Source organism: Pseudomonas sp. TH37, from assembly GCF_016650735.1.
Classification (GTDB): domain Bacteria; phylum Pseudomonadota; class Gammaproteobacteria; order Pseudomonadales; family Pseudomonadaceae; genus Aquipseudomonas; species Aquipseudomonas farris.
In genome coordinates, this window is record NZ_JAEKFD010000006.1 from 226719 (window position 1) to 247272 (window position 20554).

A 20554-nucleotide genomic window follows, 5' to 3' on the forward strand; every position below is an offset into this window, starting at 1 on the left:
ACGCCGATGCCTGAAGTAAATTGGGATGTATTCAGCAAGCTACCCGGTGCAGCAGACGAAAACTTCGAGAAGCTTTGCCGCGCTCTGGTGCGTCGACACTACGGACGTTTCGGTCGCTTCAAGCAACTCGCAAACCAGCCTGGTGTGGAGTTCCACCTCCAGTTGGCGGAGTCTTGCGATCTTGGGGAACCGCCACGCTGGGTTGGTTGGCAATGCAAATGGTATGAGCTGACAAACGGACAAGACTTGGGAGCCTCACGCCGCAGGATAATCGTCGAGGGCATCGAGAAGACGCGCAAACATGTCCCAGGTGTGACCGATTGGAAACTTTGGACACGCCACACCCTGACGAAGGGGGATCAAGAGTGGTTCTTCGCGCTTGAGAAAGACAGCTTCCCTGAGTTGAAGTTGGAGCTGCTGACGGCAACGGACATCGAAGACCTTCTTGTCGGGCCTGGAGCACTATTTCGAGAGACCTACTTCGGCGAGCTTGTTCTGACGCCTCCGCTACTTGCTGAGCAGCACAAGCTCGCTGCGGCTCCGTTCAAGCGCCGATACCAACCAGAAGTTCATGTTGTCGTTGGAGCCGAGGAGAAGATATTCAGGCATATGGGCGCCCAAAGTGCGTGGGAATCGCTGGAGAAGCTCTCAAGTGCTCTCCAGAGGAATTGCACGGACATTGCTTCGCTAACGGGTCAACTCAAAACTGAACTCAAGGCCGAAGTTGACTCGCTCCTGGTTCGAGCCAACGAATCGGCAGGCCTGCTAGATGACCTGCACACAGCGCTTGGCAATGGCGACTTCGACGCTGTACAACAGATGCTGGCTGCGAATCCGCCTCAACCGGTGCGCTACGACAGGCTACTCTCGAAGCTGCGTGGAGCTCGTTCAGGCGGAGCCCCGTTCGCCGCAAATCTGGTCGCGGACATCCATGCACTTTCCTCGGTGCTGCTCAGCCTGGAGCGGTCGATCGGTGTTCGAGCCGTGGCCGTTCTTGCAGCTGCGGGCGAGGGAAAATCCGAGCTTGCCGTCAAGGTGACGCAGCCAGATGGAGACCTCCCCGGCGGTGTCTTGCTACTGGGCAAGAATCTTCATGCAGGCCAGCGGCTTGACGATCTTGTGTCTGCCTTCAAGATTTCTGGTAGGCCGGCGGAGAGCTTCGACCGACTGGTTGAGGCCATTGATGCGGCGGGCCAGCGCGCAGGCAAGCGCATCCCCATTGTCATTGACGGTCTGAATGAGGCAGAAGACCCAAGAAACTGGAGGGATGAACTCGCCAGAGCGGAACAGCTTCTGGAGGACTTTCCGTACGTTCTACTGGTTGTCACTCTACGCAATGAGTTCGCGCAGATCTGCCTGCCGGAGGACTTTCCTCAAGTTGAGCACAACGGATTCCAAGAAGCCCCGAAGACGGCCATCGACAAGTACTTCGAGTACTACAAGATCGACGCCACCGATGCGGATCTGCCAATCGAGTTCTTGCAGCACCCGTTGACGCTGAGAATCTTCTGCGAGGTGGCGAACCCTCGGCACCAGCACATTGTCGGGGTGGAGGCGCTGCCCAATTCGCTGGCAAGCCTGTTCGAAGCGCACTTCAACAAAGTTGCCGAACGAGTTGCTGAGCTTTCAGCGACGGCGAATCGCATCTATCAGGATGAGGTGCAAGATGCGCTGCTGACTATTGCGGGTCTCCTCTGGGAGGGCAACGCGAGAAGCGTGGAGTTCCAAGCTGCTCGGACGGCAGTTCGAGACGTGGGCCGTTGGGACGCCAGCGTCATTCGCGCGCTGGAGTCAGAAGGCGTCCTCGTTCGAACGACTTCTTCAGAAGGTGGCCAAGGAATTGCGTTTTCATACGACCTGATGGCTGGACATATGATGGCGCGCCACCTGCTTGCCAGGCCGGCCTTAGCGCAGTGGCTGCAAAGCGATGAAGGACGCACGCAGTTCCAATTCCGTGAGCCTGGATCGCATACTTTCGCCTATGACGTGTTCCAGGCTCTAGTTGGCCAATATCCGCAACACTCTGGCAGGCGCCAACTTTGGCAAGACATGTCGGACGAGAATCTCGTCATGAATGCTCTGTTGTTGACGGCGCAATCAGACCCAAGGCAAATCGGGCGAGAAACGGTAGAACGGTTCGCGCGCGCAATGCAGGAGTCGAAGCAGTTCGCATGGAGAGCCTTCAAGAGACTTCGGAGTACCAGGGCAGCGCGAGCGCATCCGTATGATGTGGATTTCTTGCATAGCGTGCTCTTGGCCATGCCCAACACGCAGCGCGATCTTTTCTGGACGGAGTGGGTTCGCGAGACGTCTGAGGAAATTGAAAACGATTTAAAATTCCTGTCGACCAGATGGAAGTCGGGTGACCTAGACGAGCGCGAGATTCGGCGGGCACGCTGGGTGATGTGGACGCTGACATCTACGTCCAGAAGCCTTCGGGACGTGGCCACCAAGACCCTGTACGAGTTCGCCGCCAAGCGGCCTACAGAGTTTTTCCGGCTGGCAGTGGAGGCAATTGCCGTTTCAGACCCATACGTCCCCGAGCGGATGTTCGCCGCAGCCTACGGTGCGGCGCTGACCACTTGGTCGGACATGAATGCTGTGGAGATGCGTGAGGCACTGCCGAGAGTCGCTCGTGAGATTTATCAAGCGATGTTCGCGCCTGGCGCGACGCATCCTACCTCGCATGCTCTCTATCAGCAGTACTGTCTGGGAACCATTGCCATAGCGTGGGCGGTTGATCCGGCTTGCTTGTCTGAGGAGGAGGGAGCTCATCTCCTTCCACCGTTTGGCCATCTGCCCAGTCCGTTTGAGAACATGCCGCAGTACGACTTGGCGGTGATCGAACGTGCGAAGCGCGCGGCGATTCGAATGGACTTCGGCAACTACACGATGGGGAGTCTGATTCCAGGTCGGTCGAACTACGACGACCGCAACCCAGAGTACCAGCGGGTGCTGCCAGCAATCGTTTCGCGAATGCTGGTGCTTGGCTATGACCCCGAGCAGTTCGAAGCTGCTGATCGGCAAATGAACTCCGGCCCTCGTATGGGAAATGACAAGCACAAGGTCGACAGATACGGGAAGAAGTACGGCTGGATCGCTTACTTCGAGATGTGGGGTGTCCGGTACGCGCGGGGCCTCCTTGCCGAAGAGCGCAGTGCTCGTCCCTCAGATGCGGACATCGACCCGACGTTCCCGCTTGAGGCCGCGAGCATCGACCTGCCGCTTCCAGTCTTGTTCAGCGGTCAGCCTACGGATACTGGCGACTGGATAGTGAGAGGTCCGCAACCAGACTATCGTGGCATCCTTGAATTAGCGGAGATTGATGGCCTGACGGGGCCGTGGGTCGTACTTGACGGGTTCCTCGAACAGAACGCCCCCGCTGATGACAGACAGGTCTTCACCTTCCTCCGAGGTGTGCTCGTGGACAGCGGAGAAGTCGACCGCCTGTGCACGTTGTTCACTGGCCTCGAGTACCCCGGCAATGACGCCATTCCGGGCGAGCCAAGCTACTACTACACCTATGCGGGTGAGATGCCTTTCTCTTCGATTCCGGGACTGCCTGTCACTGATGAGCAAGAGGGTGACCGCGCCGAATACATGGTGTCCGCTGATAGGTGGTCAAACAATGGCGTCGCGGTCGACATCCCAGTGCAGAAGTACAACTGGGAGAGCTACCACAGCGTGGTGAACCAGAACAGCGGTGCATGCCTGCCCTCTAAACAGCTCTGTCAGGCTTTGAGTCTCAGGTACTGCGACAACAAATGGGACCTGCACGATACTGCAGGCGTGGCGTCCCTGTACCGCGAAGTCGGCGAGTATGGCTCGCAGGTCAGTGGCTTTTTCAGCTATCTGCGTCGTGATCTTCTTGATAGCTACTTGACGCAGTCCGGCAAGACGCTGGTATGGCTAATGTGGGGAGAGCGTGGCCTCCATCACCGGTCAGTAGAGACGCACAACCTGCACGAGTACTACGCGGACCACCAGCATATTCACAAGCGTACTCACATCTATCAGCCTGCTTCGAGCACTCAATCGTAGACCGAATCAGGCGAGGGGACGCCGCCATTCTTGGGCGCAGTAGATGTTTTATGTAGGGCAGGGAGCCGGCAGCGTATTCATTACTCGGTGCTGGATGCACCGTTCGACAGCCTGAGAAGGTCGCGGCACCTTCAAATCAGCGCCTCGAATGTCCGCTCTCCGGAGCACCATTGCAGGCACAACCGGAGAACACAGCAAGTGGACTCGCAGGCATTAGCTTTCGAACCGCATCGGACTTCAGTGTCTTACAAGCGGTTAGTCAAACAATTACACGCCGATGACCGCTGGTGACAATCGCGGTCGGTAGGCACACAAACATCTATGGCCGGTTAAAACTAGGTGTTGGCTACCTGCGTCTGGCCGAAAGGGGCTTCTTCGTGGCTATGCGTTTGGGCCAGTGAGTGTCGCTTCTGGGTCGAAAAAAGGTCGCTCGGAACGACTGCTATTGGCCGTCTGCTGCCTGTCGCCACGGCAGCTTTTGGCGGATTCCTACCTATTCTCGACGGAGGGGATGATCAACAACGTTCGAATTCGGGAGGTTTACCATTCCGTATGCGGCTCTGAATTACTTGCAGACCGACAACGTGCTGACATCTAAAAAATCCCGAGTTCGATTCCACCGAACGCCATAACTAGCTGATTTGTTTATAGTTACTAGTTGGGGTACGCCGAATTTTCCAGCGAACTCCAGATGCCCGAAAAACCTACTCTCGCCGAAACATACCGTTCGTCTGGTGCCGGCACCATACAAAACGAAGCCCTCGCAGAAATGCGAGGGCTTTGTTGTTTCTGGGGTTTGGAAACTCCCCTGGAAGCTGCCAAATTGCTGCGATAAGACCAACAAAGCCTTATCTCCATCGACAGCCCAAACATTGCCCGCGCGCCTCTACCCGTTACAATTTCACGTCAGCGCAACGTTGACGGGCTCTTACACCTACCTATAATGCACCCCAACACACCCGCCAAGCCTAGGTTGACCCAGTCAGCAAGCTCAAATCGTGCGGGTTTTTTTTGCCTGGAGAAAACTACATGAGGCCCTTCGACAAACCGGCCCTCAGCGTAGAACAGCAATTGGAACTGCTAAAGCAACGAGGCCTGCACGTCGCCAACGACGATCGGGCCATGCGCTTTCTCGAAGTGGTCACGCTGTTTCGCCTGAGCCCCTACATGCGCCCCTTCCAGGAGGCGGGTCCCGAACACACCTTCAAGCCCGGTAGTACACTGAAGGTTGTCGTCGATATCTACCGCTTCGATGGTTCGTTGCGACGCATAACCATGGATGCAATCGAACGTGTCGAAGTTGCCATACGAGCGACTATCAGCAATCACATGTGCCCTAAGTATGGGTCTGACTGGATAGCTGACGTTTCAGTCTTCTCCTCGTCATACTCGCATTCTGATCTACTGCGCCCCCTGCAAAATCAGCTGGACAAGGAACGAAAAAAACTTGGACGTGAGATTGATCGCATAAAAAAGAGCCGTCAGGCTGATGGAGTCCAGCAACAACGGATTGAAAATCGCATGCGCGATAACTATTTCCGATTCTATGGGTCGACTTATGCCCATCCTGAGTTGCCGCCCGCTTGGGCTGTTCTGGAAGAGCTCAGCCTTGGAACGGTATCCACCCTCTTCAATGCCATAGGCAAAAGCGCCGACAAGAAAGCGATCGCTAGCAGATTCAATCTGCCCTTTGAAGTATTGGCCTCCTGGCTCCACACTCTGACCTTCATCCGAAACTGTTGCGCCCACCACTCACGACTATGGAACCGAGAGCTCTCGATTCGACCATCCTTACCCAAAGAATGGGTCATCCCAAATGCACCTGCCGACCGGCCTCAACCCAAGCAGCGGCTATACATCGTATTGACGATGCTGGCCTATCTAACCGACTTGATCAGTCCAGACAGCCAGTGGAAGTTTCGCTTGGCCGAAATCATGGATCAGCAGGAACTGGGCTATTTGAGACTCATGGGATTTCCAAATGATTGGAAACGCCAGCAGCAATGGTGTCTGGAGTAAGTAAGCCAGAAACAGACTGCGATTAATTTATCTCCTGCTTGATCACTCAAGCCAGAAATCGTGGTCTGTTCCCATCGAACCCGTTCGTGCGTCGCAAGCACTACGCACTTAGCTGCTGAATCCAGTCAAGGCTCGCAACGGTAGAACCGGAAGGACGGTATTCACAGCCGATCCATCCTGGATAGCCGCGTTGTTCCAGCTCCGCGAACAAGGCAGCAAAGTCGATGCTCCCCGTTCCCGGTTCGTGACGACCCGGGCAGTCGGCAATTTGCACATGGACTGTTCTGTCATAAAACCGGGCCAGAATATCTGCTGCGTCTCCGGTCAGAATCTGGGCATGGTAAATATCGAGAATCAGCCCAACACTCGGGAAGGTCTCCAGCACCTGTTGCGCCTTGCTGAAGTCAGACATGTAGTAGCCCGGCATCGCCTGCGAACTGATCACTTCGATAAGCGGCCGCAAACCCTGATCTTCGAAATACTTGACTGCATATTCCAGGTTGCCCCCGAAGATGCGCCCAGCATCATCCTGCGTCGTAACGCCAGACATGATGTGGACATCCGAACACGCCAGCGCCTTTGCATAGCTGGCGGCCTGGAGCAGCCCGTTGCGAAACTCTTCTTCCTTGCCCTGCAAGGCAGCGATGCCTTTGGTAACGCCAGCCGGTGCAGCGAACTGAATCAGCGGCAGACTGTATTGAGCCAGGTGGTCGGCCAGGAGACTTGCATCGAATTCGTATGGCGATGGGAACTCCACCGCCCGAAAACCAGCTGCTGCGGCAGCTTCGATGCGTTGTAGAAAGGGCAACTCATTGAATTGGAAACCGAGATGAGCATTGAACTTGAGCATTGGTAAACATCCATGTAGTGATTTATGGCTTTCATATACATTGTAACTGCTTGATGAACCCCACATTCAAAGCGCCTATCTGATCCCGAATGTTGCGTTCCCGATTCCATGGGGAGCCATCGACTCCTGGTGCCCGCACCATACAAAACGAAGCCCTCGCAGAAATGCGAGGGCTTTGTTGTTTCCGGGGTTTGAAAAACCTGGTCTTAGTGCCCCGCACTCTGCCCACCATCGACATGCAAGATCTCGCCGGTGACAAAGTTGGCACTGTCCAGATAAACAACAGCCTGTGCAATGTCGCTGATCTCACCCATATGCCCAACCGGGTGCAAATTCCCCAGGGCTTCGTGAGTTTCCTCACCATGCATCGGCGTCTTGATGATGCCCGGGGAAACCGCGTTCACCCGAATCCCACGTTTGGCGTACTCGATGGCCAGGGATTTGGTCGCAGCGTTCAAGCCACCCTTGGTCAATGACGCCAATACTGACGGCACACCGTCGATGGCATGGTCCACCAGGCTGGTGGTGATGTTGACGACGTGGCCGCGGCCCTGTTTTTCCATCTCGGTGATCGCGAGTTGGGTGATGTAGAAGAAGCCGTTCAGGTTCACCGACAGCACAGCGGCGTAGTCTTCTTGGGTGTAGGCGGTGAACGGCTTGGCGACGAAGATCCCGGCGTTGTTGACCAGCGTATCGATACGGCCGAAACGTTCGATGGCTTCACGGATGACTTGCTGGGCGACTTCCGGGTTGCCGATGTCGCCCGCCACGGTGAGGATGTCCGGGTCGGTGGACGGTTTGATCGAACGCGAAGTGGCGACAACTTTGTAATCCAGATCACGGAAGGCCTTGACCATGCCTGCGCCGAGACCTTGGGAGGCGCCAGTAATAACGATGACTTTTTTAGAATTGCTCATGATGAACCTCTACTAATAAATGATGGTTTGAAAAGTGATCAATCAGGCTTCGGCGGGGGCTTGCGCCATTTGCCTCAGCATCTGTTCGTAGTACTCGACCGATTGCGAACCGGACACCAGGTGACGACCGTTAAGCACCATGGCCGGTACCGAATTGATGCCGCGCTCGCGGTAAAACGCTTCAAGCTCACGCACCTCGTTGGCGAACGTTCCGGAGGCCAGCACCTCGCTTGCACGCTCCGCATCCAGCCCCGCTTCAGCAGCCAAACGCACCAGCGTCTGGTGATCGCTCGGGTTCTGGCCGGCGGCGAAGTAAGCGCGCAGCAATGCTCGCTTGAGCGCGACCTGCCGCCCTTCCTGCAACGCCCAGAACAACAAACGGTGAGCATCAAACGTGTTGTAGAAATGGCTGCGCTTCTCCAGATCGAACTTGAACCCGATGGCCTCACCACAAGCGATCTGCATCGCTTTGCCAGCGGCGACTTCCTCGGCGCTGCGTCCGTACTTGCGCATCAAGTGCTCGACCGCGTTCTCGCCTTCCGCTGGCATGTCCGGGTTTAACTCAAAGGGCTTGAAGGTCAGCTCGACGGAGACTTCACTGACCAGGTTCTCGATCGCTTGCTCCAGCGCCGTCGCACCCAAGGCGCACCATGGGCACACCACGTCGGAGACGAAATCGATGGTGACGGACGCGGTCATGACTGCCCCTGCTCCTCAGCGAGTTGTTTTCGGTACTGGGTGGTGGTGATCCCGGCATAGCCCCAGTTATCGGTGTCGACTTCTTCGATCACGATGTGGGTCAGGTCCGGGCGCTTGTTGAGGACGCGTTCCAGGGTTTCAGTGATTTCAGCGATCACCTGAGCTTTCTGCTCTGAGGTAACGCCATCGCGGGTGATGCGTACGCTTACGAAAGGCATGGGGAAATCTCCAGTGGTCTTCTCATCGGAATGATGAGGAGGCGTTGGAGATGAATGTATGAGGTTGGGTCAGAGGGATAAAGGTGGGGGCGGGAACATCATTAGTTACTTGGTGTAATGACTACGTCGATATCGATTGGAGACGCCACCGGAAAATATGGCCTAACTGTAAGGCCCGCCAGGGGTCAAAATGGGCTTCAATCCGTGCTGACAAACCTCATCGTATTTTCGAAGAAGGCACCGCGGCAAGTGGCCGTTAATTTTGCCGGTGATCGACAAGCACAAAAAACGTTTGCATCAAAAATGATCAATCGGCTAATCTCCATTTATCGTAAATTTTAGATACCGCCTAAAACGGGATAAATGCTCATGGCACTTCAATTCTTTGATAGTCCGTTCCATGTCACGCATGACGAGGAAGTCGCCAGCAAAATGGCGTTGAAAATGGAGCTATCGATATTCATCACTGATTGCATCAAAAAACTGGGCCTCAAACAGAGTGAGGCTGCAGTCAGGTTAAATGTGACCCAATCACGCGTTTCCGAGCTAACCACTGGCAAGATCGAGAAATTTACGATCGATGCAATGATGGACATGCTGGATAGACTCGGATTTCGCACTACTTTTACGTTGCCGTCCAACGATGCCGGGGCCTTGCCTCAGATCGTCATTTCACAAGCTCACGCCTGCTAGACGTTGTAACCCATCTTTCGAAGCTCCCTTTTCAGTTCCTTCAACCGGTCTTGCGCAACAGCCATTGCGTGACGATCGGTTCCATTCGTCGTCTTCACGAATGAATGAAGGACGAAAATGGTGTCCGCATACTTCGCAATGTAGATGCATCGGTATGCCGGGCTGCCATTGATAATCAACTCAATAGCCCCCGCACCTACTGAACTCAGTTGCTTTATTGCCAGCTCTGGATCGCCGCTGTACTGCACACGCATCAGGTCTTTCCCGAACTCATCCTGTACCCACTCCGGCAAATCCTTGTACTCACGTGTTGCCGCCTCACTTACAAATGCAAATCTCTTCAAATGATGGATTCCTACCTGGAACAGTGGATGCCCTCCGAACATCTCAGTAGACGATTTAAGGGGTGCTGTTTAGTAGTCATCGCAGGCTATTTCCGCAGTAGGACTTAGCCCCTTTTGATGTAGTCCATTTAGATACGTGCGCAGTTTTTCCATTTATGCGACGCGTGTTCGTCCAGCGACGCGCAAGCCCCCGAACCCATCGGGGCTTTTTGCGCTTCGTTGAGCTCACATCTCACTAACTTCAAACACAAACGAGATCTTCCGACTGCCCGCACTCCACACATACCGAATGTGCTTCCCTTGCTTCGGAATGGACACGGCCGGCGGCCGAAACGCGGCAACACATTCATGACCCGGCAAACGAACGCTGTTGTAAAGCAATCCCCAGGACAGGGTTTCACGCAGTTGGCGGGCGAAGGCCTGGGCCGGGCCGTAGGCGTTGGGATCTGGGTCGTGCAGGTGTGGGTAGTCGCCACGGATGTCATGCAGCGGTTTGACGACCCGGTTGACGTAGGTGCGCATGGTCAACTCGAGGTCCGGTTCGTTGGTCGCGGCGAGGAAGCGTTCCTGGTGATAGCTCGTCTCGGCGATGGCGGCGGCCTGGCTGCTGGCGGCGTAGTAGACGCCGAAGGTGCCATCGGTGAAGCGGCTGGTTTTGCCGATGTGGGTGAACGCGGCCATGACCGGTGTGGAGCCAGGGCCGGAGACGCGGTCTTCGGGGCGCACGCGGGCGAGTACGCCGGCTTCTTCCATCAGCCGATCGTTGGTCAGGGCTTCCAGCGCGTAGGCGGTGGGCAGGTCTTCGGGGTCGAGCACGTCTTCGAACAACGAGATCGGCGGGAAGCAGCTGTTAACGATCCGATAAGCCCGCGGCCATTGCGGGTCGGCCACCTCTGGCGCCATCAACCGCGCACTCCGTCGAGGTAGCGGCGCACGTCAGCGATGTCGACTACGCGGCCGGCCAGCATGTAGGACAGCGCCGACTGGCCATTGAACGGCGCGGCGGTGTTGGGGCTGCTGACCCAGGTGTAGGCGCGCTCGTGGCTGTTGCTGAAGATGATGCTCAACGCTTTGTGGATGCCCATCAAATACGAGATGCGCTCCAGGGTGTCGTGGGGCAGACGCACGTTGGGCGGCAGGTGTTTGTACTTGTAGAAAGTGGTGTTGCCGACTTTGCCCAAAAGAGTGCGTTGTTGCTCGGCGGTGCAGCCCCAGCGTTCCATGAGATTGAAGAAGAACTTCAGCGCGACTCGACCGGCTTCGGGAGTCTCGAGTTGTTGCTGTGGGCTGAGGGCGATGGTTGAGGCAGGCATGGGATGGCCTCCTTGGATATGCGATGTGTTGATTTCAGACTAGTACAGATGCGAACAAATATGAAATTTTAATTCGTAAACGTATCGACCTATTCCCCTTTTCCGAAAAGAACTTCGCGCAGCTTTTTCGCAGACTAAAAAACTCCGACACACGGTCAAAGACACCCGTTGACACCCGCCATACAGGGGCAGACAATTTAATCGAGAGCGCGAAACCGACTGCCTTCAGGTGGCGATAGTCGATGTAGGAGCCCCGTTGATGACCTGAAAATCAGCGCTCGGGTAAACCTCTCCTCCCCTGCTTGAGGGAGCACAATATCAAGCACCTATTCATGAAAGCAGCCTGATCAGGCTGCTTTTTTTTGCCTTGGAAAAAGGTTTCGCTGATATCCAGAAAACACCCACACATCCCCCTTCCGGGCCATTTTCTGACCCCGATCACCTACGCCCCACCAAAAACCCCAATCCTGTGTAAGCCTCCAGCCATCGGACGCAGAATCATTTCGCTACTAAACTCGGGACAAGCATGCTCAGGTGCAGGATCATAGCCAGCACGCGACCGACGCCCACCGGGGCGATCAGTACACAACAATAGCCAGCCCACTTTAGAGGGCATTACCCAAATGGATAGCAGAACCTTACGTAACCTCATGCGCATTGTGCAGACCGGCTCATTGTCGGCGGCGGCAGAGCATTCCTGTTTGACCGTGCAGGCATTGGCCGCGCAGTTGAACAAGGTCGAAGAGCAGTTCGGTTTTCGGTTGTTTCGTCGCTCCAACAAGGGGCTGACTCTGACAACGCAGGGCACGGAGCTCACGCCCTACATGGACAAAGTGTTGGTCGCTACGCGGCAACTGGAAGAAAAAGCCGCCGCGCTCAAGGTGCCGGGGCAGCGCACGCTCAAGGTTGCACTTAACACCACGCTCTCGGCCGACTTCAACCGGCGCATGATCGGACGCCTCATTGAGGTTTTTCCTGATTATCAACTGGAATTCAGCTACGCCGAGTCGATGGAAAACCTCAGCAAGTTGAAGAATGAGGACTTCGACCTGGCCGTGCTGATCGGGCCGCAGCAGCCGGGATTACCCAGCATTGCCCTGCCCCATGTACAGGTGCAGGTGGTCGGTGCTCATTGCGGTCAGGAAAACGATCCGCTGATGCTGCTCGGCAATAAGTTTCAGGTTCGTCCTGCCGACGATTGTCCGTATTCCCACAGCTTCTTGCGCTTTCTCGACGCTGGCCTTGGTAATTACGAGTCAGGCAAGCGGATGATCTATTCCTGCAGCGAGACCCTGACCCTGTCGTTGATCACGCAAATGGACGGCCTCGGCATGGTTTCCCGTGAGGCGGCCCTGCGTAATGGCTTGACCATTTTCCCGGGTTTCGAGGACTCCCTCGAAGTGCGGCTGGCGGTCAATAACTCCGAGTTGTCGGGCCAGGCCCTGAACGACGTAGTCGCTCTGTCGCTACATGAACGACCCGAGCGCGATGTACGCAGCCGTTCCCACCGCTACGCTGAGAAAGAGGTTTTTGCTGAAATACGCACATAACAACGTCGGAATGGCTGCATAAAATTCCGGGCGATCGAGCTGCACCTGCTGATCCTTGATCAACAGCGGCGTAAGGCTGATTGCAGCGACGATCGCCACCGGCAGGTATTCCAGCGCCCGGGCGACCAGGGGTGGCCAATGATCGGTGCTCACCTGCAGCGGCAACGCGCGCGGCAGGAACGTCACGGCCATCATCAGCACGACGACCAGGATCAGGAACGTTTGGTCAGGCATACACCCACCCCGCAGCCCACAAATGTGGCGATGAACACGTTGAAGGGTGAGCTGCCGATCAGGCTCAGGACACCCATGCAGGCGACCGCGGCCAGTGCGGCGATCAGTTTGTTACGGGTGTTGCACAGCGATACCAGCACGTAGAGCATCATCGCGGTCAGCGCATAGTCGAGCTGATATTTGATCAGGTGCGCCGCGTACTGCGCGCAAATTGCTCCCAGCAAACCGCCCAGCACCCACGACGTGTGGCAATACAGATTGAAGCCGATCAGGTAACGCACATTGACCGGCGTGCCCTTGCCCAGTTTGACGCTGTGGAAGGCGAACGATTCATCGGTCAGCCCGCCGGCATAACACCAGCGCTCGAGACGACTGAGCCCCATCGCCTGCAAGGCCTTGGCCATGTAGACCGACATCAGCATGTGCCGCGCGTTGATCAGAAACGTGGTGAGGATGATGGTGGTCAGTGACGCGCCGCTGGAGATCAGCGCCAGGGCGGCGAACTGCGAGGCACCGGCGTAGACGAACAGGCACATCGCGACCGGCAGCCACACTGGCAATCCGGCATTGACGGCCATCAAACCGAACACAAACGACACCGTGAAGTAGCCCGCAATAACCGGGCTGGCTTCAGCGAACGTGCGCGAGGGCTGGGGCTCGACCATCAGCGGCTGGCTGCTGGACGTCTCATTCATAGGTCCCTCTCAAAGGTAGTTTCGCCGCTCGGCTCGCAAAAGCCTTGAGCACTCCAAAAACGTTTGCCGGCAAGGTTAGCATCGTCGACGAACAGGAACATCCGCAGCACACCGACTCGTTTCATGTCTGCCGAAGCCGCTTCCACCAGGCGCTGACCAACGCCCTGGCTGCGATACACCGGGCTCACCGCCAGGTGATTGATGGTGCCGCGGCTGCCGAGCATGCCACCCAACACCGCGCCGACCACTTCGCCGCAGACATCGAGCGCGAGGAACGCGGTGGTGGTTTTCTGCTCCAACACACCGCGCAGGCATTTGGCGTCCTGCCATTCACAGAATGACACTTCTTCGAATTGCCGAAAGAAGCGTTCCAGACGTTGGGCATCCTTGGCCATCGCGCGCTGCAACATCACCGGTGCAGCGCACTCGGCGATGTGCATCATGGGGTCTAGCTGTTCAGCGAACAATGTCAAAAGCGGTCCCGGGCCGCGAGAAGGAAATGGCCAGAATCTGCCGATAGGCCATTTCGTGAGCGTGGGTGTTGCGTGCCGGTGTCACGTAGTGACGCATGTCGCGATCGAGGAAGTAGGTGGTGTCGAGGATTTCCAGATAGGTCGTCGCCGCCAATGGTTCCTCTTGGGCCGAATACAAACGGCTCTCGGCCCCATCCACGTTGTTGCGGCCCCAGAAATGCACACCGCTGAACGGATAACCGTCGCAGTGAATACCTTCAGGGGTAATTTCCAGTTGCTTGCCCGGCTTGATCTCGATGCGGATCTGATGGATCTGGCATTGCCAGATTTCGTCGTGCAACTCCGGCGGCAGTACGTTTTTGTACACCTCGAAATCCGCATCGATGAGGCTGCGCATCACCGGCGAATTGATGACTTCATTGGAGAAGTCCTGGAAGTGCCGCTCCAGCCCGCCGACATAGCTGTTGTTGGCCTTCGATTGCACGTAGGCGCGGTGTTCCAGCTGCGTCAAGTCACGGGTGACCGGGTTGTATTCGAAATCGCTGTAACGACGGAAACGCATGCCCGCATCGGCCTGGCCGTAATAACTGTCCGGCTCCATGCTTTCCCAACTTTTGGTCAATCTGACGAAGTCGGAAAAATGACCGAAGAGATTGAAGTCGGCTCCCTGGACGTTGACATACTTGTCGCGCCGTAGCGATTCGCCAACTTCTCTGTTCAAAACGATCATTACTAGGTCTCCACTGCATTTAGCGGCTTAATCTAGTAGGTGCAGGATTTGCGGCCCATGAGAAAGAATTTCAGGCATATCAAGCGTTGATTGAAACGCAGTATGAAGTTGCTTTAATTTGACTTTTTGCGATCGAAAACAGCCATTTTTCGTATGTTCTTACGGTCACAAGGCGGAAAAAAACCCCGAACCAGTCGGGGTTTTTATCGAGTCTGAACAACTCAGACGATCATCAGAAGATGTTGATCGGGTAATCCACGAACACGCGCAGTTCGTTGCCGCTGACGTTGTACTCGCTGGATTTCTGCGACACGCGCAGGATCGAGCTGCGTACCTTCACGCTCAGGTCTTTGGCCGGGCCACTTTGCACGACGTACTTGAACTGGTTGAAGATCTCGCGCTCGGTGCCGCCTTCGCTGGTGGAGGTGGTGATGTTGTCACCGCGAACATAGGCGAAGTTGTAGCTCAGGCCAGGAATGCCGAAAGCGCGGAAGTCCAGACCGTAGCCCAACTGCCAGCTGCGTTCGTCTTCGGCGTTGAAGTCGGACCAGTAGGAGTTCGCCAGGTAGATGGTGTTACCGCCGTCGCCGACGCGACCTTGATCCTTCTGGTAGCCGCCGTAGGCGTAGCCCAGGTTGCTGTCGCCGGTGCTGCGTTGGTGAGCGAGAGTGAACGAGTGCGGGCCCGTGGCGAAGGTCGCTGCCAGGCTCCAGATCTTGTTGTCGTCGCCGGTAGCACCGCTTTCGCGGACGTAGGAATCGTCCAGCTTGGTGCGGTAGCCGTTGAAGTCCAGGGTCAGGGACTGATCCTTGTCGATCGGGAACACGTAGTTGGCGTTCACGTATTGCTTCTTCAGCACATCTTCGACGTCGGACGCGTACAGCGCAGCCTTGAACTGTTCGGTGAACTGGTAGCTACCGCCCAACACGTTGATCGACTTCAAGCCACCGCTGTCACGGCCTTCAGCACTTTTACGCGATTCGGCGGTGAAGCGACCGGCGTTCAGCTCCAGGCCTTTGATCTCCTTGGAGGTGATCAGGGTGCCGGTGTAGCTTTCCGGCAGCAGGCGCGAGTTGTCGTAGTTCAGCACCGGCAGGGCCGGCATCTGATTGCCATAGGTCAGCGTGGTGCTGGAGAGGCGGAACTTGACTGCCGCGCCACCCTTCGACAGGTCGTCAGCTGCGTTGCCGCTATCGCCCTGCTTGAAGAAGTCGATACCACCGGCGCCGCTGCGGCCCTTGCCGCCGTCCAGACGCAGTGCGTACAGACCGAAAGCATCCACACCGACACCAACGGTGCCTTGGGTGAAACCGGACGAGAAAGTACCGATGGCCGCTTGGCCCCATTCGGCTTTGTCCTGGTTGCCGTCTTTATAGTCACGATTGATATAGGCGTTGCGCAGCAGCACTTTGAGGCTGCTGTCTTCAACAAAACCCTTGGACTCGGCCTGGTCGTTAGCCATGGCCTGTGTGGCGCTCAACATCCCCAGTGCGATCAGGCTGATTCGCTTGTTCAACATGTTATTTTCCTTATTACGGGTTGATACGCGCTGTGTCGAACAACTGAAATGGCGCTATCGCGCTCTTTTTTCACTCAAAAACAAAAAGGCCCGCCCACGAAAATTCGCGGCGGGCCCTTTATTGTTTTGTGAGTCATGGCGGTTAGCCACAGGCGTGGGGCGCATCCTATCCGCGCCCTTAATAAGGTGTCAATTTCAGGAATCGTCTGTAAATAAGCGAAAATCGTCTAAGAAATCACTTGTCAGCGATAGCCAATTGCACGGTGTGGCTGTCGACGAATTGTTCGAAATGCGTGACTTTGCCGTTAACCAAGGTCCACAAGTGAGCGACCCGAGCATTCATCGGGCGGCCGGTGGCTTTGTAGATGCCGCTGTAATTACCGTAGGCAAACACCTTGTCGCCCTGTGCGACGTAGTTCTCGACCTTGAACTGAAAATCTTCCCACTCGGTGGCCAGGCGCTTGAAGACATTTTCGACGATAGCGTCGAAACCGACATAGGTCCCGGCGTACGGAAAACCCGCCGCTTCGGTCCAGCGGGCGTCATCGGCCAGCGCCGCGGCGGTATTGCGCGCATTCTCCTGGGAGTTGGCGCCTTCGTACGTGCTTTTGATCAGGCTCAGGTTATCCATGGTGACTCCAGCTGAGTTCAATGGGCGCAGCCGTCGAGGCCACAGGTTTGAAACGCGGATGAAGACTCTTTCGCCGCAAACGACTGACCCAGCCATTGGGCGAAAGCTTGCGGCTTGCCGAGCCACGGGCCGATGTCGACCAGGGTGAACTGGCCATCCTGTTCCAGCGCGAAGGTCGGGAAACCCTGACCGCCAACATTGGCCAAGAGTGCGCGACTGTCCTTGATATGGCGCTCGGTGTCGGCTTCATTAAATGCCTGTTGGAACGCCTCAGGTTCAAGGCCGGTCTTTGTGGCGAGTTCCAGCAGAACAGCTTCGTCAGCGATGCGTCGACCTTCCACGTAATGAGCCGTCTGCAAACGCCCCAACAACGCTAGACCACGTCCAGCGATCTGCTCGGCTGCCAGCACGGCGGCAATCGGCGGCGCGGAATCGAACACCGCGGTTTCATCGCGCAGCAAACCCTCAAAATACGCCTCGCCAAACGGCTGGCCGGTGTACTCGGCGATGCGTCGGTCGTGGGGCATGACGTAATTGCGCAGTTGTGGCGAAACGGTCTGGCGGTTGGCGCCGGTCATCATGCCACCACCGTGGGCGATCACCGGCAACACGCTTTGGGCGGCCTGCACCAGTGGCTTGGCGCCGTAACACCAGCCGCACAAAGGGTCGTAAATGTAGTGAAGGATCATGGGAAGACTCCGGCAACAAAGTAGGAAAACTCAATGCCGGCAGGTTAATCCCCAGACAGTTTCGGAAAAACGCTGGAATGGCTTTCAGTCTGTTTCATGAATCGGTCGAATGCTTTTTTCTTCCGCCAGGTGATGGCCTTGGCAAGATCAAAAGATCGCAGCCTGCGGCAGCTCCTACGCCGATCTATGTAGGAGCTGCCGAAGGCTGCGATCTTGACGTCCTGACAAGCGCCAATTTTTCAACAGGCATAAAAAAAGCGCCGCCTTCCCGGCAGCGCTTTTATCAATCCTTTGTTTTTCTTCTTATCCTTCCATCACATCCCACAGTGCTTCCAGTTCCGCCTCGCTGAATAAACCAGCGGGGTAGCGCTCGATCATCATCCGGCGCGGATCAGGTTCCCTGATCTGACGCGTTCCATTGGACTTCAACCACTGCGCCAAGACCTGGAGCGATTCGCTGTTAACTGCCAGGGGATGCATTGCCCGCTCGCTCACGACGTTCATTTCGGCGTTCATCTCAGCGCTCTCTCCTGGTTTGTGAGCGGCTAACTTATCCAAGGTTTATGACAGAACATCGAAGTTCTCTCCCTCCCCATGTTGCGCCATCGAAGATACAAGAGCTGTGCCAATGTTTTCGAAGTGTCGACAAGTGGATACAAAAAAGCCCGCAGTCCTGATGGGCTGCGGGCTTTCTGTGAAATAACGAGGTTAAATCGTTGCTCAATCGATTCTTCAATCAACTCCGGCTGTTACAACCTCACTCACTCCTTGTGCGGCGCGGGCTGTTGTTGGGTAAGGCAGTGGATGTTACCGCCCCCCAGTAACAGTTCGCGACCCGGCACCATGACCACTTCGTGCTGCGGGAACAAAGCCTGCAAAATCTCTTTGGCCGGACCGTCCAACGGGTCGTCGAAGCTCGGCGCGATGATGCCGCCGTTGACGATCAGGAAGTTCACGTAAGAGCCAGCCAGACGAACGGTCGGATTTCGCTCCTGAGTGCCGTCAACCGGATCCACGCCAGCGCACTCGTCTTCGGTCGCGTACAGCGGCCCGGGAATCGGCATCTTGTGCACCGTGAATGGGCGCCCCTTGGCATCGGTGCTGTTTTGCAGCACGTTCATCGCCGCCTGGCAGCGCGGGTAGTTCGGGTCCTGCGGGTCGTCGGTCCAGGCCAGCAGCACTTCGCCCGGACGCACGTAGCAGCAGAAGTTATCCACATGGCCGTCGGTTTCGTCGTTGAACAAACCGTCCGGCAACCAGATGATCTTATCCACAGCCAGATTTGCACTGAGCACCGCTTCGATTTGTGCACGGTCCATATGCGGATTGCGATTGCGGTTGAGCAGGCACTCTTCGGTGGTGATCAGGGTGCCTTCGCCATCGACATGGATCGAGCCGCCTTCGAGCACAAAACCTTCGGTGCGGTAGCGCGGGCTGCGTTCGATTTCGAGGATCTTGCTCGCCACCTGCGAGTCACGGTTCCACGGCGAATACAGACCACCGTCGAAACCGCCCCAGGCATTGAAGTCCCAATCCACACCACGGACTTCGCCACGGTTGTTGATGACGAACGTCGGGCCAGTATCCCGAACCCAAGCATCATCGCTGGACATCTCCACCAAACGAATATTCGGCACGTCGAGACGGGCACGAGCATTTTCGTACTGGCCGGCGGAAACCGCCACGGTCACCGGTTCGAAACGCGCGATGGCCTTGGCCACCGCCACATGCGCGGCTTGCGCCGGTTTGCCGCCCAGGCGCCAGTTGTCCGGGCGCTCGGGCCAGACCATCCAGGTCTGGGTCTGTGGTGCCCATTCGGCGGGCATGTAAAAGCCGTCGGTGCGAGGGGTGCTGTTCAAAGTGGTCATGGTTCAGGACTCCAGGGAACCGTCGAGGGTTTTGATCGCGCCGTACAGGTTCGGGCGACGGTCACGGAACGAGCCCCATGCGCTGCGGATGTGCTCCAGCTCATCGAGGTCGAAACTGTGAACCAGAATGCCTTCTTCTGTTTCATTCAGCTCTTGGACTTTCTCGCCAAACTGGTTGGCAATGAACGACGAGCCGTAGAAGGTAATGTCGTAGCCGTCCTGCTCTTCGTTGCCGATGCGGTTGCTGGCAATCAGCGGCATCAGGTTGGCGCCGGCATGGCCTTGTTGTACGCGCTGCCAGTGGTCGCGGGACGAAATGGTCTTGTCGTGTGGCTCGCTGCCGATGGCGGTCGGGTAGAACAGGATTTCCGCACCTTGCAGCGCCATGCTGCGGGCGCACTCAGGGAACCACTGATCCCAGCAGATGCCCACGCCGATTTTCGCGTAACGGGTGTTCCAGACTTTGAAGCCGGTATCGCCCGGGTTGAAGTAGTACTTTTCGTGGTAGCCAGGACCGTCCGGGATGTGGCTTTTACGATAAATCCCGAGGTTGCTGCCGTCGGCATCGATGATTGCGATGCTGTTGAATCGCGCGCGGCCGGCCAGCTCGTAGAAGCTGATTGGCAGAACAACCTGCAGTTCTTTGGCGACTTTCTGAAAGTGCTTGATGGCGACGTTGTCTTCAACGGTCGTGGCCAGCTGCAGGTAATCCGGGTTCGGTTTCTGGCAGAAGTACGGCGCCTCGAACAGCTCCTGGATCAGGATGATTTGCGCGCCTTTCGCCGCAGCCTCACGGACCAGCTTCTCAGCGGTCTCGATGTTGGCTTCAAGGTCCCAGGAACAGGCCATCTGGGTAGCGGCGACGGTAACGATACGGCTCATGAATCATCTCCTGGGCAAGTGCTTGAGGGTCGAGGGTGGCATCGACCGATGACAGAAAGAGGCAGCACCGGGCGTGGTTCATCCACACCGTGGGCAATGGCGACTTTATAGCCGATAAAAATCGGCTTTTAAAGCGGTAAATATTCTTTCCGTCTGAAATTTCTCACTTAATCCAGATAATAATCGAAT

The 20554-nt window shown here is 56.4% G+C and carries 21 protein-coding genes; 4 read left to right on the plus strand and 17 right to left on the minus strand.

Translation table 11 applies throughout. The features are described from left to right. Positions 1-6: 6 nt before the first annotated feature. A complete protein-coding gene (locus JFU11_RS17500; protein WP_201061517.1) occupies positions 7-4041 on the plus strand; it encodes a hypothetical protein in 4035 nt (1344 codons plus the stop codon). A gap of 1029 nt (positions 4042-5070) precedes the next feature. Next, positions 5071-6060, plus strand: a complete 990-nt coding sequence (locus tag JFU11_RS17505; protein WP_201061520.1) for an Abi family protein — start codon at positions 5071-5073, stop codon at positions 6058-6060. A gap of 100 nt (positions 6061-6160) precedes the next feature. On the opposite strand, the gene JFU11_RS17510 is transcribed toward JFU11_RS17505, so the two are convergent. The 4 genes from JFU11_RS17510 to JFU11_RS17525 all read right to left on the minus strand — a co-directional run bounded on the left by JFU11_RS17510 (position 6161) and on the right by JFU11_RS17525 (position 8744). Then, entirely contained in the window at positions 6161-6910 is a 750-nt protein-coding gene (locus JFU11_RS17510) for a TIM barrel protein (RefSeq protein WP_201061522.1), read from the minus strand. A 206-nt stretch (positions 6911-7116) separates the two neighbouring features. After that, a complete protein-coding gene (locus JFU11_RS17515; protein ID WP_201061524.1) occupies positions 7117-7827 on the minus strand; it encodes an SDR family NAD(P)-dependent oxidoreductase in 711 nt (236 codons plus the stop codon). Positions 7828-7869: 42 nt separating this feature from the next. Beyond that, positions 7870-8526: a DsbA family oxidoreductase gene (locus JFU11_RS17520; protein WP_201061526.1), complete on the minus strand. Its 657-nt coding sequence runs from the start codon at positions 8524-8526 to the stop codon at positions 7870-7872. Further along, on the minus strand, positions 8523-8744 hold the full coding sequence (locus JFU11_RS17525) for a 4-oxalocrotonate tautomerase family protein (RefSeq protein WP_123361089.1): 222 nt from the start codon (positions 8742-8744) through the stop codon (positions 8523-8525). Before JFU11_RS17525 ends, JFU11_RS17520 begins: the two co-directional genes overlap by 4 nt. A gap of 369 nt (positions 8745-9113) precedes the next feature. On the opposite strand from JFU11_RS17525, the gene JFU11_RS17530 reads away from it, so the two are divergent. Next, entirely contained in the window at positions 9114-9437 is a 324-nt protein-coding gene (locus tag JFU11_RS17530) for a helix-turn-helix transcriptional regulator (protein ID WP_123721675.1), read from the plus strand. On the opposite strand, the gene JFU11_RS17535 is transcribed toward JFU11_RS17530, so the two are convergent. From JFU11_RS17535 to JFU11_RS17545, 3 genes are all read right to left on the minus strand, one after another. Continuing rightward, complete coding sequence (locus JFU11_RS17535) at positions 9434-9781, minus strand: type II toxin-antitoxin system RelE/ParE family toxin (protein ID WP_123721676.1); 348 nt, start codon at positions 9779-9781, stop codon at positions 9434-9436. The genes JFU11_RS17530 and JFU11_RS17535 overlap by 4 nt on opposite strands. A gap of 225 nt (positions 9782-10006) precedes the next feature. After that, positions 10007-10684, minus strand: coding sequence for an RES family NAD+ phosphorylase (locus tag JFU11_RS17540; RefSeq protein ID WP_201061527.1), 678 nt, complete (start codon positions 10682-10684; stop codon positions 10007-10009). Then, a complete protein-coding gene (locus JFU11_RS17545) occupies positions 10684-11094 on the minus strand; it encodes an MbcA/ParS/Xre antitoxin family protein (protein WP_201061529.1) in 411 nt (136 codons plus the stop codon). Before JFU11_RS17545 ends, JFU11_RS17540 begins: the two co-directional genes overlap by 1 nt. 623 nt (positions 11095-11717) lie before the next feature. Here JFU11_RS17545 and JFU11_RS17550 point away from each other — a divergent pair. Beyond that, the gene (locus JFU11_RS17550; protein ID WP_201061531.1) at positions 11718-12644 is read left to right on the plus strand and encodes a LysR family transcriptional regulator; all 927 of its coding nucleotides are present in this window, start codon (positions 11718-11720) and stop codon (positions 12642-12644) included. Here the strand turns inward: JFU11_RS17550 and JFU11_RS17555 are convergent. The 10 genes from JFU11_RS17555 to aguB all read right to left on the minus strand — a co-directional run bounded on the left by JFU11_RS17555 (position 12561) and on the right by aguB (position 20365). Beyond that, the gene (locus tag JFU11_RS17555; RefSeq protein ID WP_038978526.1) at positions 12561-12878 is read right to left on the minus strand and encodes an AzlD domain-containing protein; all 318 of its coding nucleotides are present in this window, start codon (positions 12876-12878) and stop codon (positions 12561-12563) included. The genes JFU11_RS17550 and JFU11_RS17555 overlap by 84 nt on opposite strands. Further along, positions 12857-13573, minus strand: a complete 717-nt coding sequence (locus JFU11_RS17560; RefSeq protein ID WP_008068738.1) for an AzlC family ABC transporter permease — start codon at positions 13571-13573, stop codon at positions 12857-12859. Before JFU11_RS17560 ends, JFU11_RS17555 begins: the two co-directional genes overlap by 22 nt. Then, positions 13570-13983 (minus strand): GNAT family N-acetyltransferase, encoded by a 414-nt coding sequence (locus JFU11_RS17565; protein WP_187326451.1) that lies wholly within the window; start codon positions 13981-13983, stop codon positions 13570-13572. The genes JFU11_RS17560 and JFU11_RS17565 overlap by 4 nt, the downstream gene beginning before the upstream one ends. 46 nt (positions 13984-14029) lie before the next feature. Continuing rightward, the gene (locus JFU11_RS17570) at positions 14030-14776 is read right to left on the minus strand and encodes a 2OG-Fe dioxygenase family protein (protein ID WP_123721680.1); all 747 of its coding nucleotides are present in this window, start codon (positions 14774-14776) and stop codon (positions 14030-14032) included. A gap of 232 nt (positions 14777-15008) precedes the next feature. Further along, a complete protein-coding gene (locus JFU11_RS17575; RefSeq protein ID WP_201061535.1) occupies positions 15009-16295 on the minus strand; it encodes an OprD family porin in 1287 nt (428 codons plus the stop codon). Between the two features lie 235 nt (positions 16296-16530). Beyond that, positions 16531-16926 (minus strand): nuclear transport factor 2 family protein, encoded by a 396-nt coding sequence (locus JFU11_RS17580; protein ID WP_201061537.1) that lies wholly within the window; start codon positions 16924-16926, stop codon positions 16531-16533. Positions 16927-16943: 17 nt separating this feature from the next. Continuing rightward, on the minus strand, positions 16944-17615 hold the full coding sequence (locus JFU11_RS17585) for a DsbA family protein (RefSeq protein WP_123721683.1): 672 nt from the start codon (positions 17613-17615) through the stop codon (positions 16944-16946). A 303-nt stretch (positions 17616-17918) separates the two neighbouring features. Further along, the gene (locus JFU11_RS17590) at positions 17919-18131 is read right to left on the minus strand and encodes a hypothetical protein (RefSeq protein WP_008068732.1); all 213 of its coding nucleotides are present in this window, start codon (positions 18129-18131) and stop codon (positions 17919-17921) included. 245 nt (positions 18132-18376) lie between these two features. Next, positions 18377-19483 (minus strand): agmatine deiminase, encoded by a 1107-nt coding sequence (gene aguA / locus JFU11_RS17595; RefSeq protein ID WP_123721684.1) that lies wholly within the window; start codon positions 19481-19483, stop codon positions 18377-18379. A gap of 3 nt (positions 19484-19486) precedes the next feature. Then, positions 19487-20365 carry an N-carbamoylputrescine amidase gene (gene aguB / locus JFU11_RS17600; protein ID WP_008068730.1) on the minus strand — a complete coding sequence of 293 codons (879 nt, stop codon included), beginning with the start codon at positions 20363-20365 and terminating at the stop codon, positions 19487-19489. Positions 20366-20554: the final 189 nt, after the last annotated feature.